This window comes from Pseudomonas kribbensis, assembly GCF_003352185.1.
Taxonomy (GTDB): Bacteria; Pseudomonadota; Gammaproteobacteria; order Pseudomonadales; family Pseudomonadaceae; genus Aquipseudomonas; species Aquipseudomonas kribbensis.
Window position 1 is genome coordinate 5,900,705 of sequence record NZ_CP029608.1, and the last position, 15,879, is coordinate 5,916,583.

At 62.3% G+C, this 15,879-nt stretch carries 19 protein-coding genes; 13 read left to right on the top strand and 6 right to left on the bottom strand.

Going from position 1 to position 15,879, the window contains the following annotated elements; all coding sequences use genetic code 11:
* Window positions 1-21: 21 nt before the first annotated feature.
* Genes DLD99_RS27020 through pilG form a run of 4 tightly spaced genes read right to left on the bottom strand, consistent with a single transcriptional unit; the run spans window position 22 to window position 3,476 of the window.
* Window positions 22-2,082 carry a methyl-accepting chemotaxis protein gene (locus DLD99_RS27020; protein WP_085709085.1) on the bottom strand — a complete coding sequence of 687 codons (2,061 nt, stop codon included), beginning with the start codon at window positions 2,080-2,082 and terminating at the stop codon, window positions 22-24.
* Window positions 2,083-2,095: 13 nt separating this feature from the next.
* Window positions 2,096-2,635 (bottom strand): chemotaxis protein CheW, encoded by a 540-nt coding sequence (locus DLD99_RS27025; RefSeq protein WP_085709084.1) that lies wholly within the window; start codon window positions 2,633-2,635, stop codon window positions 2,096-2,098.
* 10 nt (window positions 2,636-2,645) lie between these two features.
* Window positions 2,646-3,011, bottom strand: coding sequence for a twitching motility response regulator PilH (gene pilH / locus DLD99_RS27030; RefSeq protein WP_011336365.1), 366 nt, complete (start codon window positions 3,009-3,011; stop codon window positions 2,646-2,648).
* Between the two features lie 60 nt (window positions 3,012-3,071).
* On the bottom strand, window positions 3,072-3,476 hold the full coding sequence (gene pilG / locus DLD99_RS27035) for a twitching motility response regulator PilG (RefSeq protein WP_085709083.1): 405 nt from the start codon (window positions 3,474-3,476) through the stop codon (window positions 3,072-3,074).
* Window positions 3,477-3,701: 225 nt separating this feature from the next.
* Here pilG and gshB point away from each other — a divergent pair, with 225 nt between their 5' ends.
* From gshB to DLD99_RS27070, 7 genes are all read left to right on the top strand, one after another.
* On the top strand, window positions 3,702-4,652 hold the full coding sequence (gene gshB, locus DLD99_RS27040) for a glutathione synthase (RefSeq protein ID WP_114886081.1): 951 nt from the start codon (window positions 3,702-3,704) through the stop codon (window positions 4,650-4,652).
* 107 nt (window positions 4,653-4,759) lie between these two features.
* Complete coding sequence (locus tag DLD99_RS27045) at window positions 4,760-5,659, top strand: energy transducer TonB (protein WP_114886083.1); 900 nt, start codon at window positions 4,760-4,762, stop codon at window positions 5,657-5,659.
* A gap of 170 nt (window positions 5,660-5,829) precedes the next feature.
* Entirely contained in the window at window positions 5,830-6,402 is a 573-nt protein-coding gene (locus DLD99_RS27050) for a YqgE/AlgH family protein (RefSeq protein ID WP_085709080.1), read from the top strand.
* Window positions 6,402-6,839, top strand: coding sequence for a Holliday junction resolvase RuvX (gene ruvX, locus DLD99_RS27055; protein ID WP_085709079.1), 438 nt, complete (start codon window positions 6,402-6,404; stop codon window positions 6,837-6,839). Before DLD99_RS27050 ends, ruvX begins: the two co-directional genes overlap by 1 nt.
* Before the next feature lie 81 nt (window positions 6,840-6,920).
* Entirely contained in the window at window positions 6,921-7,424 is a 504-nt protein-coding gene (gene pyrR, locus DLD99_RS27060) for a bifunctional pyr operon transcriptional regulator/uracil phosphoribosyltransferase PyrR (RefSeq protein ID WP_114886085.1), read from the top strand.
* Window positions 7,425-7,451: 27 nt separating this feature from the next.
* On the top strand, window positions 7,452-8,456 hold the full coding sequence (locus tag DLD99_RS27065; protein WP_025109148.1) for an aspartate carbamoyltransferase catalytic subunit: 1,005 nt from the start codon (window positions 7,452-7,454) through the stop codon (window positions 8,454-8,456).
* Window positions 8,453-9,724 (top strand): dihydroorotase, encoded by a 1,272-nt coding sequence (locus DLD99_RS27070; protein WP_114886087.1) that lies wholly within the window; start codon window positions 8,453-8,455, stop codon window positions 9,722-9,724. The genes DLD99_RS27065 and DLD99_RS27070 overlap by 4 nt, the downstream gene beginning before the upstream one ends.
* A 35-nt stretch (window positions 9,725-9,759) precedes the next feature.
* Here DLD99_RS27070 and DLD99_RS27075 read toward each other — a convergent pair whose 3' ends face one another.
* Window positions 9,760-10,194: an NINE protein gene (locus tag DLD99_RS27075; protein WP_114886089.1), complete on the bottom strand. Its 435-nt coding sequence runs from the start codon at window positions 10,192-10,194 to the stop codon at window positions 9,760-9,762.
* A 248-nt stretch (window positions 10,195-10,442) separates the two neighbouring features.
* Between DLD99_RS27075 and DLD99_RS27080 the strand changes: the two genes are divergently transcribed.
* Window positions 10,443-11,066: a C40 family peptidase gene (locus tag DLD99_RS27080; protein ID WP_085709074.1), complete on the top strand. Its 624-nt coding sequence runs from the start codon at window positions 10,443-10,445 to the stop codon at window positions 11,064-11,066.
* A gap of 52 nt (window positions 11,067-11,118) precedes the next feature.
* On the opposite strand, the gene DLD99_RS27085 is transcribed toward DLD99_RS27080, so the two are convergent.
* Window positions 11,119-12,153, bottom strand: coding sequence for a type IV pilus twitching motility protein PilT (locus tag DLD99_RS27085; RefSeq protein ID WP_114886090.1), 1,035 nt, complete (start codon window positions 12,151-12,153; stop codon window positions 11,119-11,121).
* A gap of 56 nt (window positions 12,154-12,209) precedes the next feature.
* Between DLD99_RS27085 and DLD99_RS27090 the strand changes: the two genes are divergently transcribed.
* The 5 genes from DLD99_RS27090 (at window position 12,210) to metX (ending at window position 15,875) form a co-directional block, all read left to right on the top strand.
* Window positions 12,210-12,896, top strand: a complete 687-nt coding sequence (locus DLD99_RS27090) for a YggS family pyridoxal phosphate-dependent enzyme (protein WP_114886092.1) — start codon at window positions 12,210-12,212, stop codon at window positions 12,894-12,896.
* A 23-nt stretch (window positions 12,897-12,919) separates the two neighbouring features.
* Window positions 12,920-13,738, top strand: coding sequence for a pyrroline-5-carboxylate reductase (proC, locus tag DLD99_RS27095; protein ID WP_114886094.1), 819 nt, complete (start codon window positions 12,920-12,922; stop codon window positions 13,736-13,738).
* Window positions 13,739-13,748: 10 nt separating this feature from the next.
* On the top strand, window positions 13,749-14,339 hold the full coding sequence (locus DLD99_RS27100; RefSeq protein ID WP_114886096.1) for a YggT family protein: 591 nt from the start codon (window positions 13,749-13,751) through the stop codon (window positions 14,337-14,339).
* Complete coding sequence (locus DLD99_RS27105; protein WP_114886098.1) at window positions 14,336-14,626, top strand: DUF167 domain-containing protein; 291 nt, start codon at window positions 14,336-14,338, stop codon at window positions 14,624-14,626. The genes DLD99_RS27100 and DLD99_RS27105 overlap by 4 nt, the downstream gene beginning before the upstream one ends.
* Window positions 14,627-14,735: 109 nt before the next feature.
* A complete protein-coding gene (gene metX / locus DLD99_RS27110; RefSeq protein ID WP_114886100.1) occupies window positions 14,736-15,875 on the top strand; it encodes a homoserine O-succinyltransferase MetX in 1,140 nt (379 codons plus the stop codon).
* The last annotated feature ends 4 nt before the right edge of the window (window positions 15,876-15,879 follow it).

Here is a 15,879-nt window from a genome sequence, read left to right on the forward strand (position 1 = left end):
ACATGATCTCGCCCGCAGGCCTCACGCCTTGCCCGTGGCGGGCGTTGCCGCCGCCGGCAAGGTGAACCCGGACACCGAACGCCGCAACTGGCTGGCCATTTTCGTCAGGTTGCCGATGCTTTCGGCGGTGGCCGTGGAACCGGACGAGGTCTGCGAGGTGATCTGCTGGATCACGTTCATCGTCAGGGAAATCTGCCCGGCCGAAGATGTCTGCTGCTGCGCCGCGTTGGAAATGCTCTGGATCAGCGCCGCGAGGGTCTTGGACACGCCTTCGATTTCTTCCAGGGCCACACCGGCATCCTGCGCCAGCCGCGCGCCGCGCACCACTTCGGTGGTGGTCTGCTCCATGGAAATCACGGCTTCGTTGGTGTCGGTCTGGATCGCACGCACCAGCGTCTCGATCTGCCGGGTCGCGGCGGACGAACGTTCGGCCAGCCGTTGCACTTCGTCGGCCACCACGGCAAAACCGCGCCCGGCGTCACCGGCCATCGACGCCTGAATCGCCGCGTTGAGCGCAAGGATGTTGGTCTGGTCGGCAATGTCGTCGATCAGGCTGACGATGTCGCCGATTTCCTGGGACGACTCGCCCAGGCGCTTGATGCGTTTGGCGGTGTCCTGAATCTGTTCGCGGATGTTGTCCATGCCGTGGATGGTGTTGTGCACCACCTCGTTGCCCTTGTTGGCGATTTCCACCGAACGCTCGGCCACCGCCGAGGATTCGGCGGCGTTGGCCGACACCTGGTCGATGGACTGGGCCATGTCGTTGATCGCCGTCGAGGCTTCGGAAATCTGCTGGGCCTGATGCTCCGAGGCCTGCGCCAGGTGCATGGCGGTGGCCTGGGTTTCCTGCACCGCGGCGGCGACCTGGCCGGCAGTCAGGTTGATGGTCGCCACCAGGTCGCGCAACTGGTCGACGGAATAGTTGATCGAGTCGGCGATGGTCCCGGTGAAGTCTTCGGTCACCGAGGCGGTCACCGTCAGGTCACCGTCGGCGAGGTCTTCGATCTCGTCCAGCAGGCGCATGATCGCGTTCTGGTTGCGCTCGTTCTTCTCGGCGGTCTCGCGCAGCTGACGGTTGGTTTCCCGGACCATGACCATGCCGATCAGGATGATCGACGCCAGTGCCAGCAGGCCCAGCACGTAACCGCCGATGGTGTCGGTACTGCGCCCACCGGCGAGGTTCTCGAAACCTGTGGCCAGGTGCGAGGCTTCGTCGAGCAGGGTCTGCGACAGGCTGAAGATATTGGTGGCGGACTCGCGGACCTTGAACAGCTCCGGCGAGGTTTCGAGGATTTCATCTACCGAACCGGAGACAAACTGGAACAGCTCGGCAATTTCGCTCAGGCGCGCACGGGCATCACGGTCCTCGACCTGGCTGATCTTCAGCGTCGGGTTGCCTTGCAGCATGCCGTTGAGCACCTGACCGAAGCGCGTGGCGTCACGGCCGAAGGCATCGGCGGCCTGTTGCGAGTTTTCATCGCCGGAGAGCACGGTGTTGACCGCGCCGAGAATCCGCTCGGCCAGCAGCGACTGCCGCTGGGCCATCGCCACCTGCGCCGCCGGGGCGCCGCGTTGCAAGAGGATCTCGACGACTTTTTCGTATTCGATCTGCAGCTGCGGCACGGTTTCGGCGAGGGTCGCGGCGACCTGATGCAGGGACAGCACGGTCTGTTCGCTGGACAGAATGGCGTCGGTGTTTTTCAGCAGGCGTTCCCAGTCCAGCTGCACGGCGCGCATTTCCGGGCGTACGGTGGACGGTGCCGGCGGCAGGCCGGTGGCCGGGTCGCCCTTCTTCAGATAACCCCAGCGCTGGGCGAAATCGTTGCGCGCATCGCTGAGCAACTTGAACGCGGCGGCCTTGCCGGCGGCGGCTTCGGTGGCGTTCTTGGCGATCCGCTGCGACAGCACTCGCAGCTCGCCGGCGTGGCCGATGTACTGTTTGTCGTAGTTGGCCTGGGTGTTGAGGTAAGCGAAATTGGCGAACAGCAGCATGATGAACACGATCAGCGCGATGAACAGCACGATGATCTGCGAGCGGCTGCGCGAGCCTTCTGCGGGCTTGCTGGTTTTTGCTTTGATCATCGGTCCTCGCCTGTTAAACCGCGACGTGCATGAAACTCGGTGACTGCGCCAGCGCAAACAGGCTGAAAACCCGCCAGTTCTGCTCGCGCCGGAAATAGCCTTTGACGAACTCGCCCTTGGAGCCTTGCCGCTTGCGGATCGAGACGGGTTCGAAGCTGTCCTGCTCGAAGTGCTGCAAGCCGAAAACCTCATCGACCAGTACACCGGCAAAAACGTCCTGATGTTCCACTACCAATACCCGCCGCTGCTTGCGCATCGGTGACAGCTCATGGCCGAAGAATCCGCACAGGTCCATGATCGGCAACAACCGCCCGCGCAGATTGGCGACGCCCTTGACCCAGGGCTTCACCCCCGGCATCTGGGTGAAGCGCGGTTCAGGCAGCACCTCGCTGACTTCGCCCATCGGCGCGACATACCAGTGCTCGCCGAGGCGAAAGCCGATGCCGCTCCAGCGATCCTGGCGCGCCGGTTGCGACGGCAGGTCCGCCGCCAGCAGGCGACAGCGCTGGTCGATCTGCCACAACAGTTCGAACGCGGTCAGCGACTCGCTCATGGCGGCGCGATCAACCGGCCAGCACGTTGTTCAGGGTCTTGATCAGCGTGTCTTCGTCGACCGGTTTGGTCAGGTAATCCCGGGCGCCCTGGCGAGTGCCCCAGACCTTGTCGGTTTCCTGATCCTTGGTGGTGATGATGATGACCGGGATGTGGCTGGTTTCAGCGTCCTTGGTCAGTTGGCGGGTCGCCTGGAAACCGTTGAGGCCGGGCATGACGATGTCCATCAGCACCGCGTCGGGTTTTTCCTGACGGGCCAGGGCCACGCCGTCGGCGCCGTTTTCGGCTTTCAATACTTCGTGGCCGTGCTTTTCCAGCATGCCGGTCAGTTTGTACATTTCGGTCGGCGAATCATCGACGATCAGAATACGTGCCATGGTCTTCCCCATTTTTCTTGTCGACACCGGGCCCGCTGGCCGAGCGTCACTGTGCGTGTCTTACTGCGGCAAATCAGCGGCAAAGCCCGGAACATGGGCCGCAATCGCGTCGAGCAGTTCTTCCTTGCTGAAAGGTTTGGTCAAAAATTGATCGGAACCGACAATCCGCCCCTTGGCCTTGTCGAACAGCCCGTCGCGGGACGACAGCATGATCACCGGCGTCGCCTTGAAGGCACTGTTGTTCTTGATTAAAGCGCAGGTCTGATAACCATCCAGACGCGGCATCATGATGTCGACAAAAATGATCCCGGGGTGGTTGTCGGCGATCTTCGCCAGGGCGTCGAAACCGTCGATCGCCGTGATGACTTCGCACCCTGCATTTTTCAACAGGGTCTCGGCGGTGCGACGAATCGTTTTCGAGTCGTCGATCACCATGACCTTCAAGGCGCTGGACTGCTGTTCCATAAGGGGGCTCTACCGTCGCCTTTGCGAATCAATTTGTCCGTTTTGCGATGCGTAATGGCCGGAAACCCTTGATGCTTAAGGGCCAGCACGATATGGCAGCCTTTTTAGCACAGTCTCCTGACGCAATCTATCGACGGGTTTTTCCTTGACCGAAAACCCGCCCGGAGCCACTCTGGCGGCACTTTTTTCATACCGATCCGGTAGCCAATTTTCGAGGAAAACCCAATGAGTGTTCGCGTCGGGATAGTCATGGACCCAATCGCCAGCATTTCCTATAAAAAGGATAGCTCGCTGGCCATGCTGCTGGCGGCGCAGAAGCGCGGCTGGGAACTGTTCTACATGGAACAGAAGGACCTTTATCAGGGTGAAGGTCAGGCCCGGGCACGGATGAAGCCGCTGAAAGTCTTCGCCAACCCGGAAAAATGGTTCGAACTGGGCGCCGAACAGGATTCCCTGCTGAGCGACCTGAACGTGATCCTGATGCGCAAGGATCCGCCGTTCGACATGGAGTTCGTCTACTCCACCTACCTGCTCGAACAGGCCGAAACCGCCGGCGTGCTGGTGGTCAACAAACCGCAGAGCCTGCGCGACTGCAACGAGAAGCTGTTCGCTACGCTGTTCCCCCAGTGCACGCCGCCAACCGTGGTCAGCCGCCGCGCCGACGTGCTGCGTGAGTTCGCCGCCAAACATGGCGACGTGATCCTCAAGCCGCTGGACGGCATGGGCGGTACTTCGATTTTCCGTCACCGCGTCGGCGATCCGAACCTGTCGGTGATTCTGGAAACACTGACCGCCCTCGGTACCCAGCAGATCATGGGCCAGGCCTACCTGCCGGCAATCAAGGACGGCGACAAGCGCATCCTGATGATCGACGGCGAGCCGGTGGATTACTGCCTGGCGCGGATTCCGGCCCAGGGCGAAACCCGTGGCAACCTCGCCGCCGGCGGCCGAGGCGAAGCCCGTCCGCTGACCGACAAGGATCGCTGGATCGCCGCTCAGGTCGGCCCGACATTGCGCGCGAAGGGCCTGCTGTTCGTCGGCCTGGATGTGATCGGCGAGCACCTGACCGAAATCAACGTCACCAGCCCGACCTGCATCCGCGAGATCGACAACGCGTTCGGCACCGACATCGGCGGGATGCTGATGGATGCCATCGAGAAAAAGCTGCAAGCTTGATGTGCATCACATGCAGCCTGTCGCTTGATGCTTGAAGCCCAAGGCGTGAAACCAACATTGCGTTATCATGCGCGGCCTGTGAAAAACGCGATGTTGGTTTTCTTGTCATGACACTTCCGTCCGATCTGCCTGCTGAACTCGCCCACCGCGGCGTGCGCCCGGTCGATCGCCTCGGATTTACCCTGTTTCTCGCGGCGCTGATCCATCTGGCGCTGCTGCTCGGCGTGGGTTTCACCATGGTCGAGCCCAAGCAGATCAGCAAAACCCTGGAAATCACCCTCGCCACCTTCAAGAGCGAAACCAAGCCCAAGAAGGCCGATTTCCTCGCCCAGGAAAACCAGGAAGGCAGCGGCACCCTCGACAAGAAGGCGATCCCCAAGACCACCGAGGTCGCGCCGTTCCAGGACAATCAGGTCAAGAAAGTCACCCCGCCACCGGCCGCCAAACCGGAAGTGCAGGAAGCCGCGCCCAAGGCTGCGGTAACCACCGTCGCGCCGAAACCGAAAAAGGCGCCGACCAAGAAAGAAGAAGCCAAGACCGAGACCAAACCGACGGTCGATGCGCCGACTTTCGACAGCTCGCAGCTCTCCAGCGACATCGCCAGCCTCGAAGCCGAACTGGCCAACGAACAACAGCTGTACGCCAAGCGCCCGCGCATTCACCGCCTCAGCGCGGCCTCGACCATGCGTGACAAGGGTGCCTGGTACAAGGACGAATGGCGCAAGAAGGTCGAGCGCATCGGCAACCTCAATTACCCCGAAGAAGCCCGGCGCCAACAGATTTACGGCAATTTGCGTCTGATGGTGTCGATCAACCGCGACGGCTCGCTGTATGAAGTGCTGGTGCTGGAATCTTCCGGCCAGCCACTGCTGGATCAGGCGGCGCAGCGCATCGTGCGGCTGGCCGCGCCTTTCGCACCGTTTACCGGGGATCTGTCGGACATCGACCGGCTGGAAATCATCCGTACCTGGAAATTCGCCCGGGGCGACAAGCTCTCCAGTAACTGACCCCCGCGGAACCCCTGTGGGAGCGAGCCTGCTCGCGAATGCGGTGGATCAGCTACATGAATATTGAATGACACACTGCTTTCGCGAGCAGGCTCGCTCCCACGATGGATCGATGTGTTGCTTGCATCTCCAGCTTGTCAGTTCGCCCCCCGAACGCCACACTACCGCACATGAAAAACGTCAGCCCCAGCTACCTCAAGCATCACTTCCTGATCGCCATGCCACACATGGCCGACCCGAACTTTGCCCACACCTTGACCTACATCGTCGAGCACACGGCCAATGGCGCAATGGGGCTGGTGGTCAACCGACCGCAAGAGCTGAATCTGGCCGACATCCTCGAGCAATTGCGCCCGGACATCGATCCGCCAGCGCTGTGCCAGCATGTGCCGATCTTCATCGGCGGCCCGGTGCAGACCGATCGCGGTTTCGTGCTGCATCCGGCGGGCAAGACGTTCCAGGCCACTGTCGAGCTGGAGGGCGACCTCGCACTGTCCACCTCGCAAGACGTGCTGTTCGCCATCGCTGACGGCGTCGGCCCGGCGAAAAGCCTGATCACCCTCGGCTACGCCGGTTGGGAAGCCGGGCAACTGGAGGCTGAAATGGCCGACAACGCCTGGCTGACCTGCCCGTACGACGCCGACATCCTGTTCAACACCAGCAGCGAACTGCGCCTGGAAGCGGCGGCCAAGCACCTGGGGATCAATCTCAATCTGCTGACCAGCCAGGCAGGGCACGCCTGATGGCCCTGCGCCTGATCCTCGGCTTCGACTACGGCACCAAACAGATCGGCGTGGCGGTCGGCCAGGTGATTACCGGCCAGGCCCGCGAACTGTGCACCTTGAAGGCACAGAACGGTGTGCCGGACTGGAACCAGGTCGAAGCCCTGATAAAGGAATGGAAACCCGACGCCGTGGTGGTCGGCCTGCCGCTGAACATGGACGGTACGCCCAGCGAGATGTGCGCCCGCGCCGAGAAATTCGCCCGCCGCCTCAACGGCCGCTACAACCTGCCCTTCTATACCCACGACGAGCGCCTGACGACCTTCGAAGCCAAGGGCGAGCGACTGGTGCGCGGCGGACAGAAAGGCAGTTACCGCGACAACCCGGTGGACGCCATCGCCGCCGCCCTGCTGCTGCAGGGCTGGCTCGACGAAAACACCGCACTGTTTGAATCCTGACAAGCGCTACGGCGCTTTTCTTTTGGCTACAACCCGAGCCCCGGTTCGCGAGAACCGGCTCGACCCCGAGAAGGAGCAACCATGAGCCTGCCCAATCCCGCCGATCTGATCAGCCAGATGGCGACACGCCTCAAGGCGCACCTTGCCCAGCGTGGTATCAGCGAACCGCGTTACATCGGCATCCGCACCGGCGGTGTCTGGGTCGCCCAGGCCCTGCTCGAAGAGCTGGGCAGCGATGCGCCATTGGGTACGCTGGACGTTTCCTTCTACCGCGACGACTTCAGCCAGAACGGCCTGCACCCGCAAGTGCGCCCGTCCGCCCTGCCCTTCGAAATCGAAGGCCAGCATCTGGTGCTGATCGACGACGTACTGATGAGCGGCCGGACCATCCGCGCCGCCATGAACGAACTGTTCGACTACGGCCGCCCGGCCAGCGTGACGCTGGTCTGCCTGCTGGACCTGGACGCCGGCGAACTGCCGATCCGCCCGAACGTGGTCGGCGCGACGCTGTCGCTGGCCGCCCACGAGCGGGTCAAGCTGTCCGGGCCGGAGCTGGCCCTCGAACTGCAAGACCTTGCCCTTTAATCCGCCCTATTGAGAGTCCCCTTCGCGATGACGCCTCTAGATACCAAGCGCCCGCTGCAGCTCAATGATCAGGGCCAGCTGCGCCACTTCCTCTCGCTCGACGGCCTGCGCCGCGAGTTGCTGACGGAAATCCTCGACACCGCCGACTCGTTCCTCGAAGTCGGTGCCCGGGCCGTGAAGAAGGTCCCGTTGCTGCGCGGCAAGACCGTGTGCAACGTGTTCTTCGAAAACTCCACCCGCACCCGCACCACCTTCGAACTGGCGGCCCAGCGGCTGTCGGCGGACGTGATCACCCTGAACGTGTCGACCTCGTCGGCCAGCAAGGGCGAAACCCTGCTCGACACCCTGCGCAACCTCGAAGCCATGGCCGCCGACATGTTCGTCGTGCGCCACGGTGACTCGGGCGCCGCGCACTTCATCGCCGAGCATGTCTGCCCGCAGGTGGCGATCATCAACGGCGGCGACGGCCGTCACGCCCACCCGACCCAGGGCATGCTCGACATGTTGACCATCCGTCGGCACAAGGGCAGCTTCGAAAACCTCTCGGTGGCCATCGTCGGCGACATCCTGCACTCGCGGGTGGCACGCTCGAACATGCTCGCCCTGAAGACCCTCGGTTGCCAGGACATCCGCGTGATCGCGCCGAAAACCCTGCTGCCGATCGGTATCGAGCAGTACGGCGTGAAGGTTTACACCGACATGACCGAAGGCCTGAAAGACGTCGACGTGGTGATCATGCTGCGCCTGCAACGCGAGCGCATGACCGGCGGCCTGCTGCCGAGCGAGGGCGAGTTCTACCGCCTGTTCGGCCTGACCACCGCGCGCCTGGCCGGCGCCAAACCCGATTGCATCGTCATGCACCCGGGGCCGATCAACCGTGGCGTGGAGATCGAGTCGGCGGTGGCCGACGGCCCGCACTCGGTGATCCTCAATCAAGTCACCTACGGCATCGCAATCCGTATGGCCGTGCTGTCCATGGCCATGAGCGGACAAACAGCCCAGCGCCAATTCGAGCAGGAGAACGCCCAGTGAAGCTCAGCATTCTCGGCGCCCGCGTCATCGATCCAAGCAGCGGCCTGGATCAAATCACCGATATTCACGTTGAAGCCTGCAAGATCGTCGCCCTTGGCGCCGCACCGGCCGGTTTCACCGCTGTGGAAACCATCGACGCCCAAGGCCTTGTCGCCGCTCCGGGCCTCGTCGACCTGAACGTCGCCCTGCGCGAGCCGGGCTACAGCCGCAAAGGCACCATCGCCAGCGAAACCCGCGCGGCTGCGGCCGGCGGCGTAACCAGCCTGTGCTGCCCGCCGAAGACCAAACCGGTACTCGACACCTCCGCCGTGGCCGAGCTGATCCTCGACCGCGCCCGCGAGGCCGGCAACACCAAGGTGTTCCCGATCGGCGCACTGAGCAAAGGCCTGGATGGCGAGCAACTGGCCGAGCTCGTTGCCCTGCGCGACGCCGGTTGCGTGGCGTTCGGCAACGGTCTGGAGAGCTTCCGCAACACCCGCACCCTGTGCCGGGCGCTGGACTACGCGGCAACCTTCGACCTGACGGTGATTTTCAACTCCCAGGATCACGACCTCGCCGACGGCGGCCTGGCCCACGAAGGCGCCACCGCCAGTTTCCTCGGCCTGCCGGGCATCCCGGAAACCGCTGAAACAGTGGCCCTGGCCCGGGACCTGCTGCTGGTCGAGCAGACCGGCGTACGTGCCCACTTCAGTCAACTGACCAGCGCCCGCGGCGTGGCCCTGATCGCTCAGGCCCAGGCCCGTGGCTTGAAAGTCACGGCGGATGTCGCCCTGTATCAGCTGATCCTGACGGATGAAGCGCTGATCGACTTCAGCAGCCTGTATCACGTACAACCGCCGCTGCGCACCCGCGCCGACCGCGACGGTCTGCGCGAAGCGGTGAAGTCCGGGGTGGTTTCGGCGATCTCCAGCCATCACCAGCCCCATGAGCGCGATGCCAAACTCGCCCCGTTCGGCGCGACCGAGCCGGGCATCAGCAGCGTCGAACTGCTGCTGCCGCTGGCTATGACGCTGGTCGAGGATGGTCTGCTGGATCTGCCGACGCTGCTGGCCCGCCTGAGCGCCGGCCCGGCCGAGGCCCTGCGCCTGCCGGCGGGCAAACTGGCAGTGGGCGGCGCGGCGGATATCGTGCTGTTCGATCCGAAGGCTTCGACCGTTGCCGGCGAGAGCTGGCTGTCGAAGGGCGAGAACTGCCCGTTCCTCGGCCACAGCCTGCCGGGTGTGGTGCGTTACACCCTGGTGGATGGCCGGATCAGCCATCAGGCATAAAAAAATCGCGAGGGAGCTTGCTCCCTCGCCATCACTTACTGAAAGGCGCCCCGCCCTTCGGCGTTACGCACCGAAACCTGATCGTTCAGCGTCCAGAAGTCATACAGCACGCCCAGAAAGAACAACCCGCCGGTCAGCAGATAGACCACCCCGCTGATCCACTTGCCCTGATACATCCGGTGCACGCCGAACGCGCCGAGGAACGTCAGGAGTATCCACGCCACGTTGTATTCGATTGGCCCCGCCGCAAAGCGCAGGTCCGCTTCCCGGTCCATTGCCGGGATCAGGAACACGTCGATCAGCCAGCCAATTCCCAGCAGGCCGAAGGTGAAAAACCAGATCGTGCCGGTCACCGGCTTGCCGTAATAGAAGCGGTGCGACCCGGTAAAACCGAAGATCCACAACAGGTAACCGATCACCTTGCTATGGGTGTCCTTTTCCTTCACACGGGGCAGCTGATAGCGGTTCATGAAGACCTCGATACACGCGATAGATAAATTTTCTTTAATTCTTTGTGACTTTTTTACATGTAGCCGACGTACGGCAAATGCTACCTTGTGGTCCGTCAAAGCCTTATAGCACCTGACTTCTGTCCGACAATTGCGTCTATTTGCCGCTTGTTTGGTTCCGTTGCCCGCCTTTTGAATCGACCAACGGCCTCGGAAGGGACAAAAAAGCTGTTATAAAGTTGCGCGCTAACACATAAGAGCCCTGCCTAATGCGTCCATTTTTCAAGACATGGCTAACTATTTGCCTATTAATGCCACTGGCCGCCCACGCCACCAATCGTGAGCAACGTCTTCCCAACGTTAACGGTTTCACTCCCAAATCCCATGCCTCTGCTCCTTCGAACAAAGGCAAACAAACGAAACACACCACGCTCGCCAGCAAGGGTCACGGCAAGCTGGTTCCACCGATGGCGAACAAGGAAAGCAGCAACGTCCTCAGTCGCGCGGTGAACGTCCTCGGTACACCTTACCGTTGGGGCGGCAGCAGCCCGAGTAAAGGCTTCGACTGCAGCGGCCTGGTGAAATACGCGTTCAACGACGCCACGTTCGACCTGCCGCGCACCTCGAATGCCATGGCCAGCGGCCACGGCGAGAAAGTCGAGCGCAAGGATCTCAAGCCTGGCGACCTGATTTTCTTCAACATCAAGAGCCGTAGGGTCAATCACGTTGCCATCTACCTGGGCAACGACCGCTTCATACACGCGCCGCGTCGCGGCAAAGCGGTGAGCATCGATACGCTGAACAAACCGTATTGGGAACAGCATTACGTGGTTGCCAAGCGCGTGCTGCCGAAAGAACCGGGCGGCAAGCAAATGCGCGTAGTACAGCGCTGATCCTTGCAGATCACAAAAAACGCAGCCCTCGGGCTGCGTTTTTTTTTCGTCACTAGAAGTTATCCGGCGTCCGCGCCTTCTCCCGCGCGTGTTCGCGACTGATCAGGCCCTTGGTCACCAGATCCTTCAGGCACATGTCGAGTGTCTGCATCCCCAGCGACCCGCCGGTCTGGATCGCCGAATACATCTGCGCCACCTTGTCCTCGCGGATCAGATTCCGGATCGCCGACGTTCCCAGCATGATTTCGTGCGCCGCCACCCGGCCGCCACCGATCTTCTTGATCAGCGTCTGCGACACCACGGCCAGCAACGACTCGGACAACATCGAGCGCACCATGGACTTCTCGTCCCCCGGAAACACGTCCACCACCCGGTCGATGGTCTTGGCCGCCGAAGTGGTGTGCAGCGTGCCGAACACCAGATGCCCGGTTTCCGCAGCGGTCAGCGCCAGGCGGATGGTTTCCAGGTCGCGCATCTCGCCCACCAGGATCACGTCCGGGTCTTCCCGCAGCGCCGAGCGCAGTGCCGTGGCAAAACTGCGGGTATCGCGATGGACTTCACGCTGATTGATCAGGCATTTGCGCGATTCGTGAACGAATTCGATCGGGTCTTCGATGGTCAGGATGTGGTGATGACGGTGGGTGTTGAGGTAATCGATCATCGCCGCCAGGGTAGTGGATTTGCCGGAACCGGTCGGCCCGGTCACCAGCACCAGCCCGCGCGGGGCGTCGGTGATCTTGCGAAAGACATCGCCCATGGCGAGGTCTTCCATGCTCAGCACTTTCGACGGGATGGTGCGGAACACGGCGCCGGCGCCACGGTTCTGGTTGAAGGCATTGACCCGAAACCGCGCCACGCCCGGCACTTCGAAGGAAAAGTCGGTTTCCAGATGTTTCTCGAACTCCACCCGCTGGGTGTCGTTCATGATGTCGTAGATCAGTTCATGCACCTGTTTGTGATCCAGCGCCGGCAGATTGATCCGCCGCACATCGCCATCCACGCGGATCATCGGCGGCAGTCCGGCAGACAGGTGCAGGTCGGAAGCGCCCTGTTTGGCGCTGAAGGCCAGCAGTTCAGTGATATCCATAGCGTCCCTCAATTCCAGTAGAATGCCGCGAACCTTCAGACCGCTGGCGCCTCTTGATGTCCACGATAGCAGACAACATTCTCCACGTTAGTTCGCGCATCCAGGCAGCGACTCAAGCCGCCGGCCGCGATGAAAACAGCGTCCAGCTGCTGGCCGTTAGCAAGACCAAACCCGCCGAAGCCCTGCGCGAAGCGTACGCCGCCGGCCTGCGCGACTTTGGCGAGAACTATCTGCAGGAAGCTTTGGGCAAACAGCTCGAACTGGCCGACCTGCCCTTGATCTGGCACTTCATCGGCCCCATTCAGTCGAACAAGACCCGCTCGATTGCCGAGCACTTCGCCTGGGTGCACTCCGTGGATCGCCTGAAAATCGCCCAACGCCTGTCCGAGCAACGTCCGGCGGATCTGCCGCCACTGAACATCTGCATTCAGGTCAACGTCAGCGGTGAAGCCAGCAAGTCCGGCTGCACCCCGGCCGACCTGCCGGCCCTGGCTCAGGCCATCGGCGCCCTGCCGCGCTTGAAGTTGCGCGGGCTGATGGCGATTCCCGAGCCTACCGAAGATCGCGCCGAGCAGGATGCTGCATTCGCTGCCGTCCGGAAATTGCAGGCCGGCCTCGATCTGCCGCTCGACACACTTTCCATGGGCATGAGCCACGACCTCGAGTCGGCCATTGCCCAGGGCGCCACCTGGGTCCGTATCGGTACGGCCCTGTTTGGCGCTCGCGACTACTCCCAATCTTGATGATTTCCAGATAAGGACCTGACATGAGCGACACGCGTATTGCCTTTATCGGTGCCGGCAACATGGCCGCCAGCCTGATCGGCGGCCTGCGGGCCAAGGGTCTGGAAGCCGCACACATCCGCGCCAGCGATCCGGGCGAAGAGACCCGCAACCGGGTCAGCGCCGAGCACGGCATCGAAACCTTCGCTGACAACGCCCAGGCCATCGACGGCGCCGACGTTGTCGTGCTGGCGGTCAAGCCGCAGGCCATGAAGGCCGTGTGCGAAGCGATCCGCCCAAGCCTGAAGCCGAACCAACTGGTGGTGTCCATCGCCGCCGGCATCACCTGCGCCAGCATGACTGCATGGCTTGGCGAGCAGCCGATCGTACGCTGCATGCCCAATACCCCGGCGTTGCTGCGTCAGGGCGTGAGCGGCTTGTACGCCACCGGCGAAGTCAGCGCCGAACAGCGCCAGCAGGCTGAAGAGCTGCTGTCCGCCGTGGGCATCGCCCTGTGGCTGAACGAAGAGCAGCAACTGGACGCGGTCACCGCCGTCTCCGGTTCCGGCCCTGCGTACTTCTTCCTGCTGATCGAAGCCATGACCGCTGCCGGCGTCAAACTCGGCCTGCCGAAGGAAACCGCCGAGCAACTGACCCTGCAAACTGCGCTGGGCGCCGCGCACATGGCGGTTTCCAGCGACGTCGACGCCGCCGAACTACGCCGCCGCGTGACCTCGCCAGCGGGTACCACTGAAGCTGCGATCAAATCGTTCCAGGCCGGCGGCTTCGAAGCCCTGGTGGAAAAAGCACTCGGCGCCGCCGCGCACCGCTCGGCCGAGATGGCCGAACAACTGGGCAAATAAGGAGCCTTACATGATTGGATTGAACACCGCAGCGGTCTACGTGCTGCAAACCCTCGGCAGCCTGTACCTGCTGATCGTGCTGCTGCGCTTCGTCCTGCAACTGGTACGGGCGAACTTCTACAACCCGCTGTGCCAGTTCGTGGTCAAGGCTACCCAGCCGCTGCTCAAGCCACTGCGCCGGATCATCCCGAGCCTGTTCGGCCTCGACATGTCCTCGCTGGTGCTGGCAATCCTCGTGCAACTGGCACTGATGGCACTGACCCTGCTGCTGACCTACGGCACCACCGGCAACCCGCTGCAACTGTTCATCTGGTCGATCATCGGCGTGACCGCGCTGTTCCTGAAGATTTTCTTCTGGGCCATGATCATCAGCATCATCCTGTCCTGGGTCGCACCAGGCAGCCACAATCCGGGCGCCGAGCTGGTGAACCAGATATGTGAACCGGCCCTGGCGCCGTTCCGCCGTCTCCTGCCGAGCATGGGCGGTCTGGACCTGTCGCCAATCTTCGCCTTCCTCGTGCTGAAGCTGATCGACATGCTGGTGATCAACAACCTCGCGGCGATGACGATGATGCCGGAAATCCTGCGCCTGTTGATGTGAGCTGGTTCCGTTGGGACGGTGACGACCTGATCCTCGAGTGTCACCTGCAACCGGCAGCCCGCAGCGATGACTTCGCCGGGCTGCACGGCGACCGCCTGAAGATCCGCCTGACCGCGCCGCCGGTCGAGGGCAAGGCCAATGCGTATCTGATGGGGTTTTTGGCCAAGGCTTTTGGGGTTTCCAAGAGTCAGGTGAGTCTGATCAGTGGTGAGTTGAACCGGCAGAAGCGGATGAAGATTTGCTCACCGAAGAAACTCCCGGATTTACCCGGTTTAGCTCTTCCTTGATCGCTCCAACGCTCCGCGTGGGAACGAGCGCAAATCAGGCCTGATCGTTGCTTGCCGCTGGGGGCAGCGGTCTTTAGACTTACGCCTCATTTCAACGAGAGCAGGGTCGATGCCAGCTGCCTTTCCCCCCGATTCTGTTGGTCTGGTGACGCCGCAAACGGCGCACTTCAGCGAACCGCTGGCCCTGGCCTGCGGCCGTTCGCTGGCCGCTTATGACCTGATCTACGAAACCTACGGCACGCTGAACACGCAAGCGAGCAACGCCGTGTTGATCTGCCACGCCTTGTCCGGCCACCACCATGCCGCCGGTTATCACAGCGTCGACGACCGCAAGCCCGGTTGGTGGGACAGCTGCATCGGCCCCGGCAAACCGATCGACACCAACAAGTTCTTCGTGGTCAGCCTGAACAACCTCGGCGGCTGTAACGGCTCCACCGGCCCGAGCAGCCTCAACCCGGACACCGGCAAGCCGTTCGGCGCCGATTTCCCGGTGCTGACCGTGGAAGACTGGGTGCACAGCCAGGCACGCCTGGCCGACCTGCTCGGCATCGGCCAGTGGGCGGCAGTGATCGGCGGCAGCCTCGGCGGCATGCAGGCGCTGCAATGGACCATCACCTATCCGGATCGCGTTCGCCACTGCCTGGCCATCGCCTCGGCCCCCAAGCTGTCGGCGCAGAACATCGCCTTCAACGAAGTGGCGCGCCAGGCGATCCTCACCGACCCGGAATTCCACGGCGGCTCGTTCCAGGAACAGGGCGTGATCCCCAAGCGTGGCCTGATGCTGGCGCGGATGGTCGGGCACATCACCTACCTGTCCGACGACTCCATGGGCGAGAAATTCGGCCGTGGCCTGAAGAGCGAAAAACTCAACTACGACTTTCACAGCGTCGAGTTCCAGGTCGAAAGCTACCTGCGTTATCAGGGTGAAGAGTTCTCCGGTCGCTTCGATGCCAACACTTATCTGTTGATGACCAAGGCGCTGGATTACTTCGATCCGGCGGCTAACTTCGACGATAACCTGGCGAAAACCTTCGAAGGCGCGAAAGCCAAGTTCTGCGTGATGTCGTTCACCACCGACTGGCGCTTCTCCCCGGCCCGCTCGCGGGAACTGGTGGACGCACTGATGGCTGCACGCAAGGACGTCAGCTACCTGGAAATCGACGCGCCCCAGGGCCACGACGCCTTCCTGATTCCGATCCCGCGTTATTTGCAGGCGTTCGGCAATTACATGAACCGAATTACGGTGTGAACAA

What these genes read in the sequence shown, in the direction of transcription:
- DLD99_RS27020 (WP_085709085.1), bottom strand. Translation starts at nt 2,082, where the DNA reads ATGATCAAAGCAAAAACCAGCAAGCCCGCAGAAGGCTCGCGCAGCCGC.
- DLD99_RS27025 (WP_085709084.1), bottom strand. Translation starts at nt 2,635, where the DNA reads ATGAGCGAGTCGCTGACCGCGTTCGAACTGTTGTGGCAGATCGACCAG.
- pilH (WP_011336365.1), bottom strand. Translation starts at nt 3,011, where the DNA reads ATGGCACGTATTCTGATCGTCGATGATTCGCCGACCGAAATGTACAAA.
- pilG (WP_085709083.1), bottom strand. Translation starts at nt 3,476, where the DNA reads ATGGAACAGCAGTCCAGCGCCTTGAAGGTCATGGTGATCGACGACTCG.
- gshB (WP_114886081.1), top strand. Translation starts at nt 3,702, where the DNA reads ATGAGTGTTCGCGTCGGGATAGTCATGGACCCAATCGCCAGCATTTCC.
- DLD99_RS27045 (WP_114886083.1), top strand. Translation starts at nt 4,760, where the DNA reads ATGACACTTCCGTCCGATCTGCCTGCTGAACTCGCCCACCGCGGCGTG.
- DLD99_RS27050 (WP_085709080.1), top strand. Translation starts at nt 5,830, where the DNA reads ATGAAAAACGTCAGCCCCAGCTACCTCAAGCATCACTTCCTGATCGCC.
- ruvX (WP_085709079.1), top strand. Translation starts at nt 6,402, where the DNA reads ATGGCCCTGCGCCTGATCCTCGGCTTCGACTACGGCACCAAACAGATC.
- pyrR (WP_114886085.1), top strand. Translation starts at nt 6,921, where the DNA reads ATGAGCCTGCCCAATCCCGCCGATCTGATCAGCCAGATGGCGACACGC.
- DLD99_RS27065 (WP_025109148.1), top strand. Translation starts at nt 7,452, where the DNA reads ATGACGCCTCTAGATACCAAGCGCCCGCTGCAGCTCAATGATCAGGGC.
- DLD99_RS27075 (WP_114886089.1), bottom strand. Translation starts at nt 10,194, where the DNA reads ATGAACCGCTATCAGCTGCCCCGTGTGAAGGAAAAGGACACCCATAGC.
- DLD99_RS27080 (WP_085709074.1), top strand. Translation starts at nt 10,443, where the DNA reads ATGCGTCCATTTTTCAAGACATGGCTAACTATTTGCCTATTAATGCCA.
- DLD99_RS27085 (WP_114886090.1), bottom strand. Translation starts at nt 12,153, where the DNA reads ATGGATATCACTGAACTGCTGGCCTTCAGCGCCAAACAGGGCGCTTCC.
- DLD99_RS27090 (WP_114886092.1), top strand. Translation starts at nt 12,210, where the DNA reads ATGTCCACGATAGCAGACAACATTCTCCACGTTAGTTCGCGCATCCAG.
- proC (WP_114886094.1), top strand. Translation starts at nt 12,920, where the DNA reads ATGAGCGACACGCGTATTGCCTTTATCGGTGCCGGCAACATGGCCGCC.
- DLD99_RS27100 (WP_114886096.1), top strand. Translation starts at nt 13,749, where the DNA reads ATGATTGGATTGAACACCGCAGCGGTCTACGTGCTGCAAACCCTCGGC.
- metX (WP_114886100.1), top strand. Translation starts at nt 14,736, where the DNA reads ATGCCAGCTGCCTTTCCCCCCGATTCTGTTGGTCTGGTGACGCCGCAA.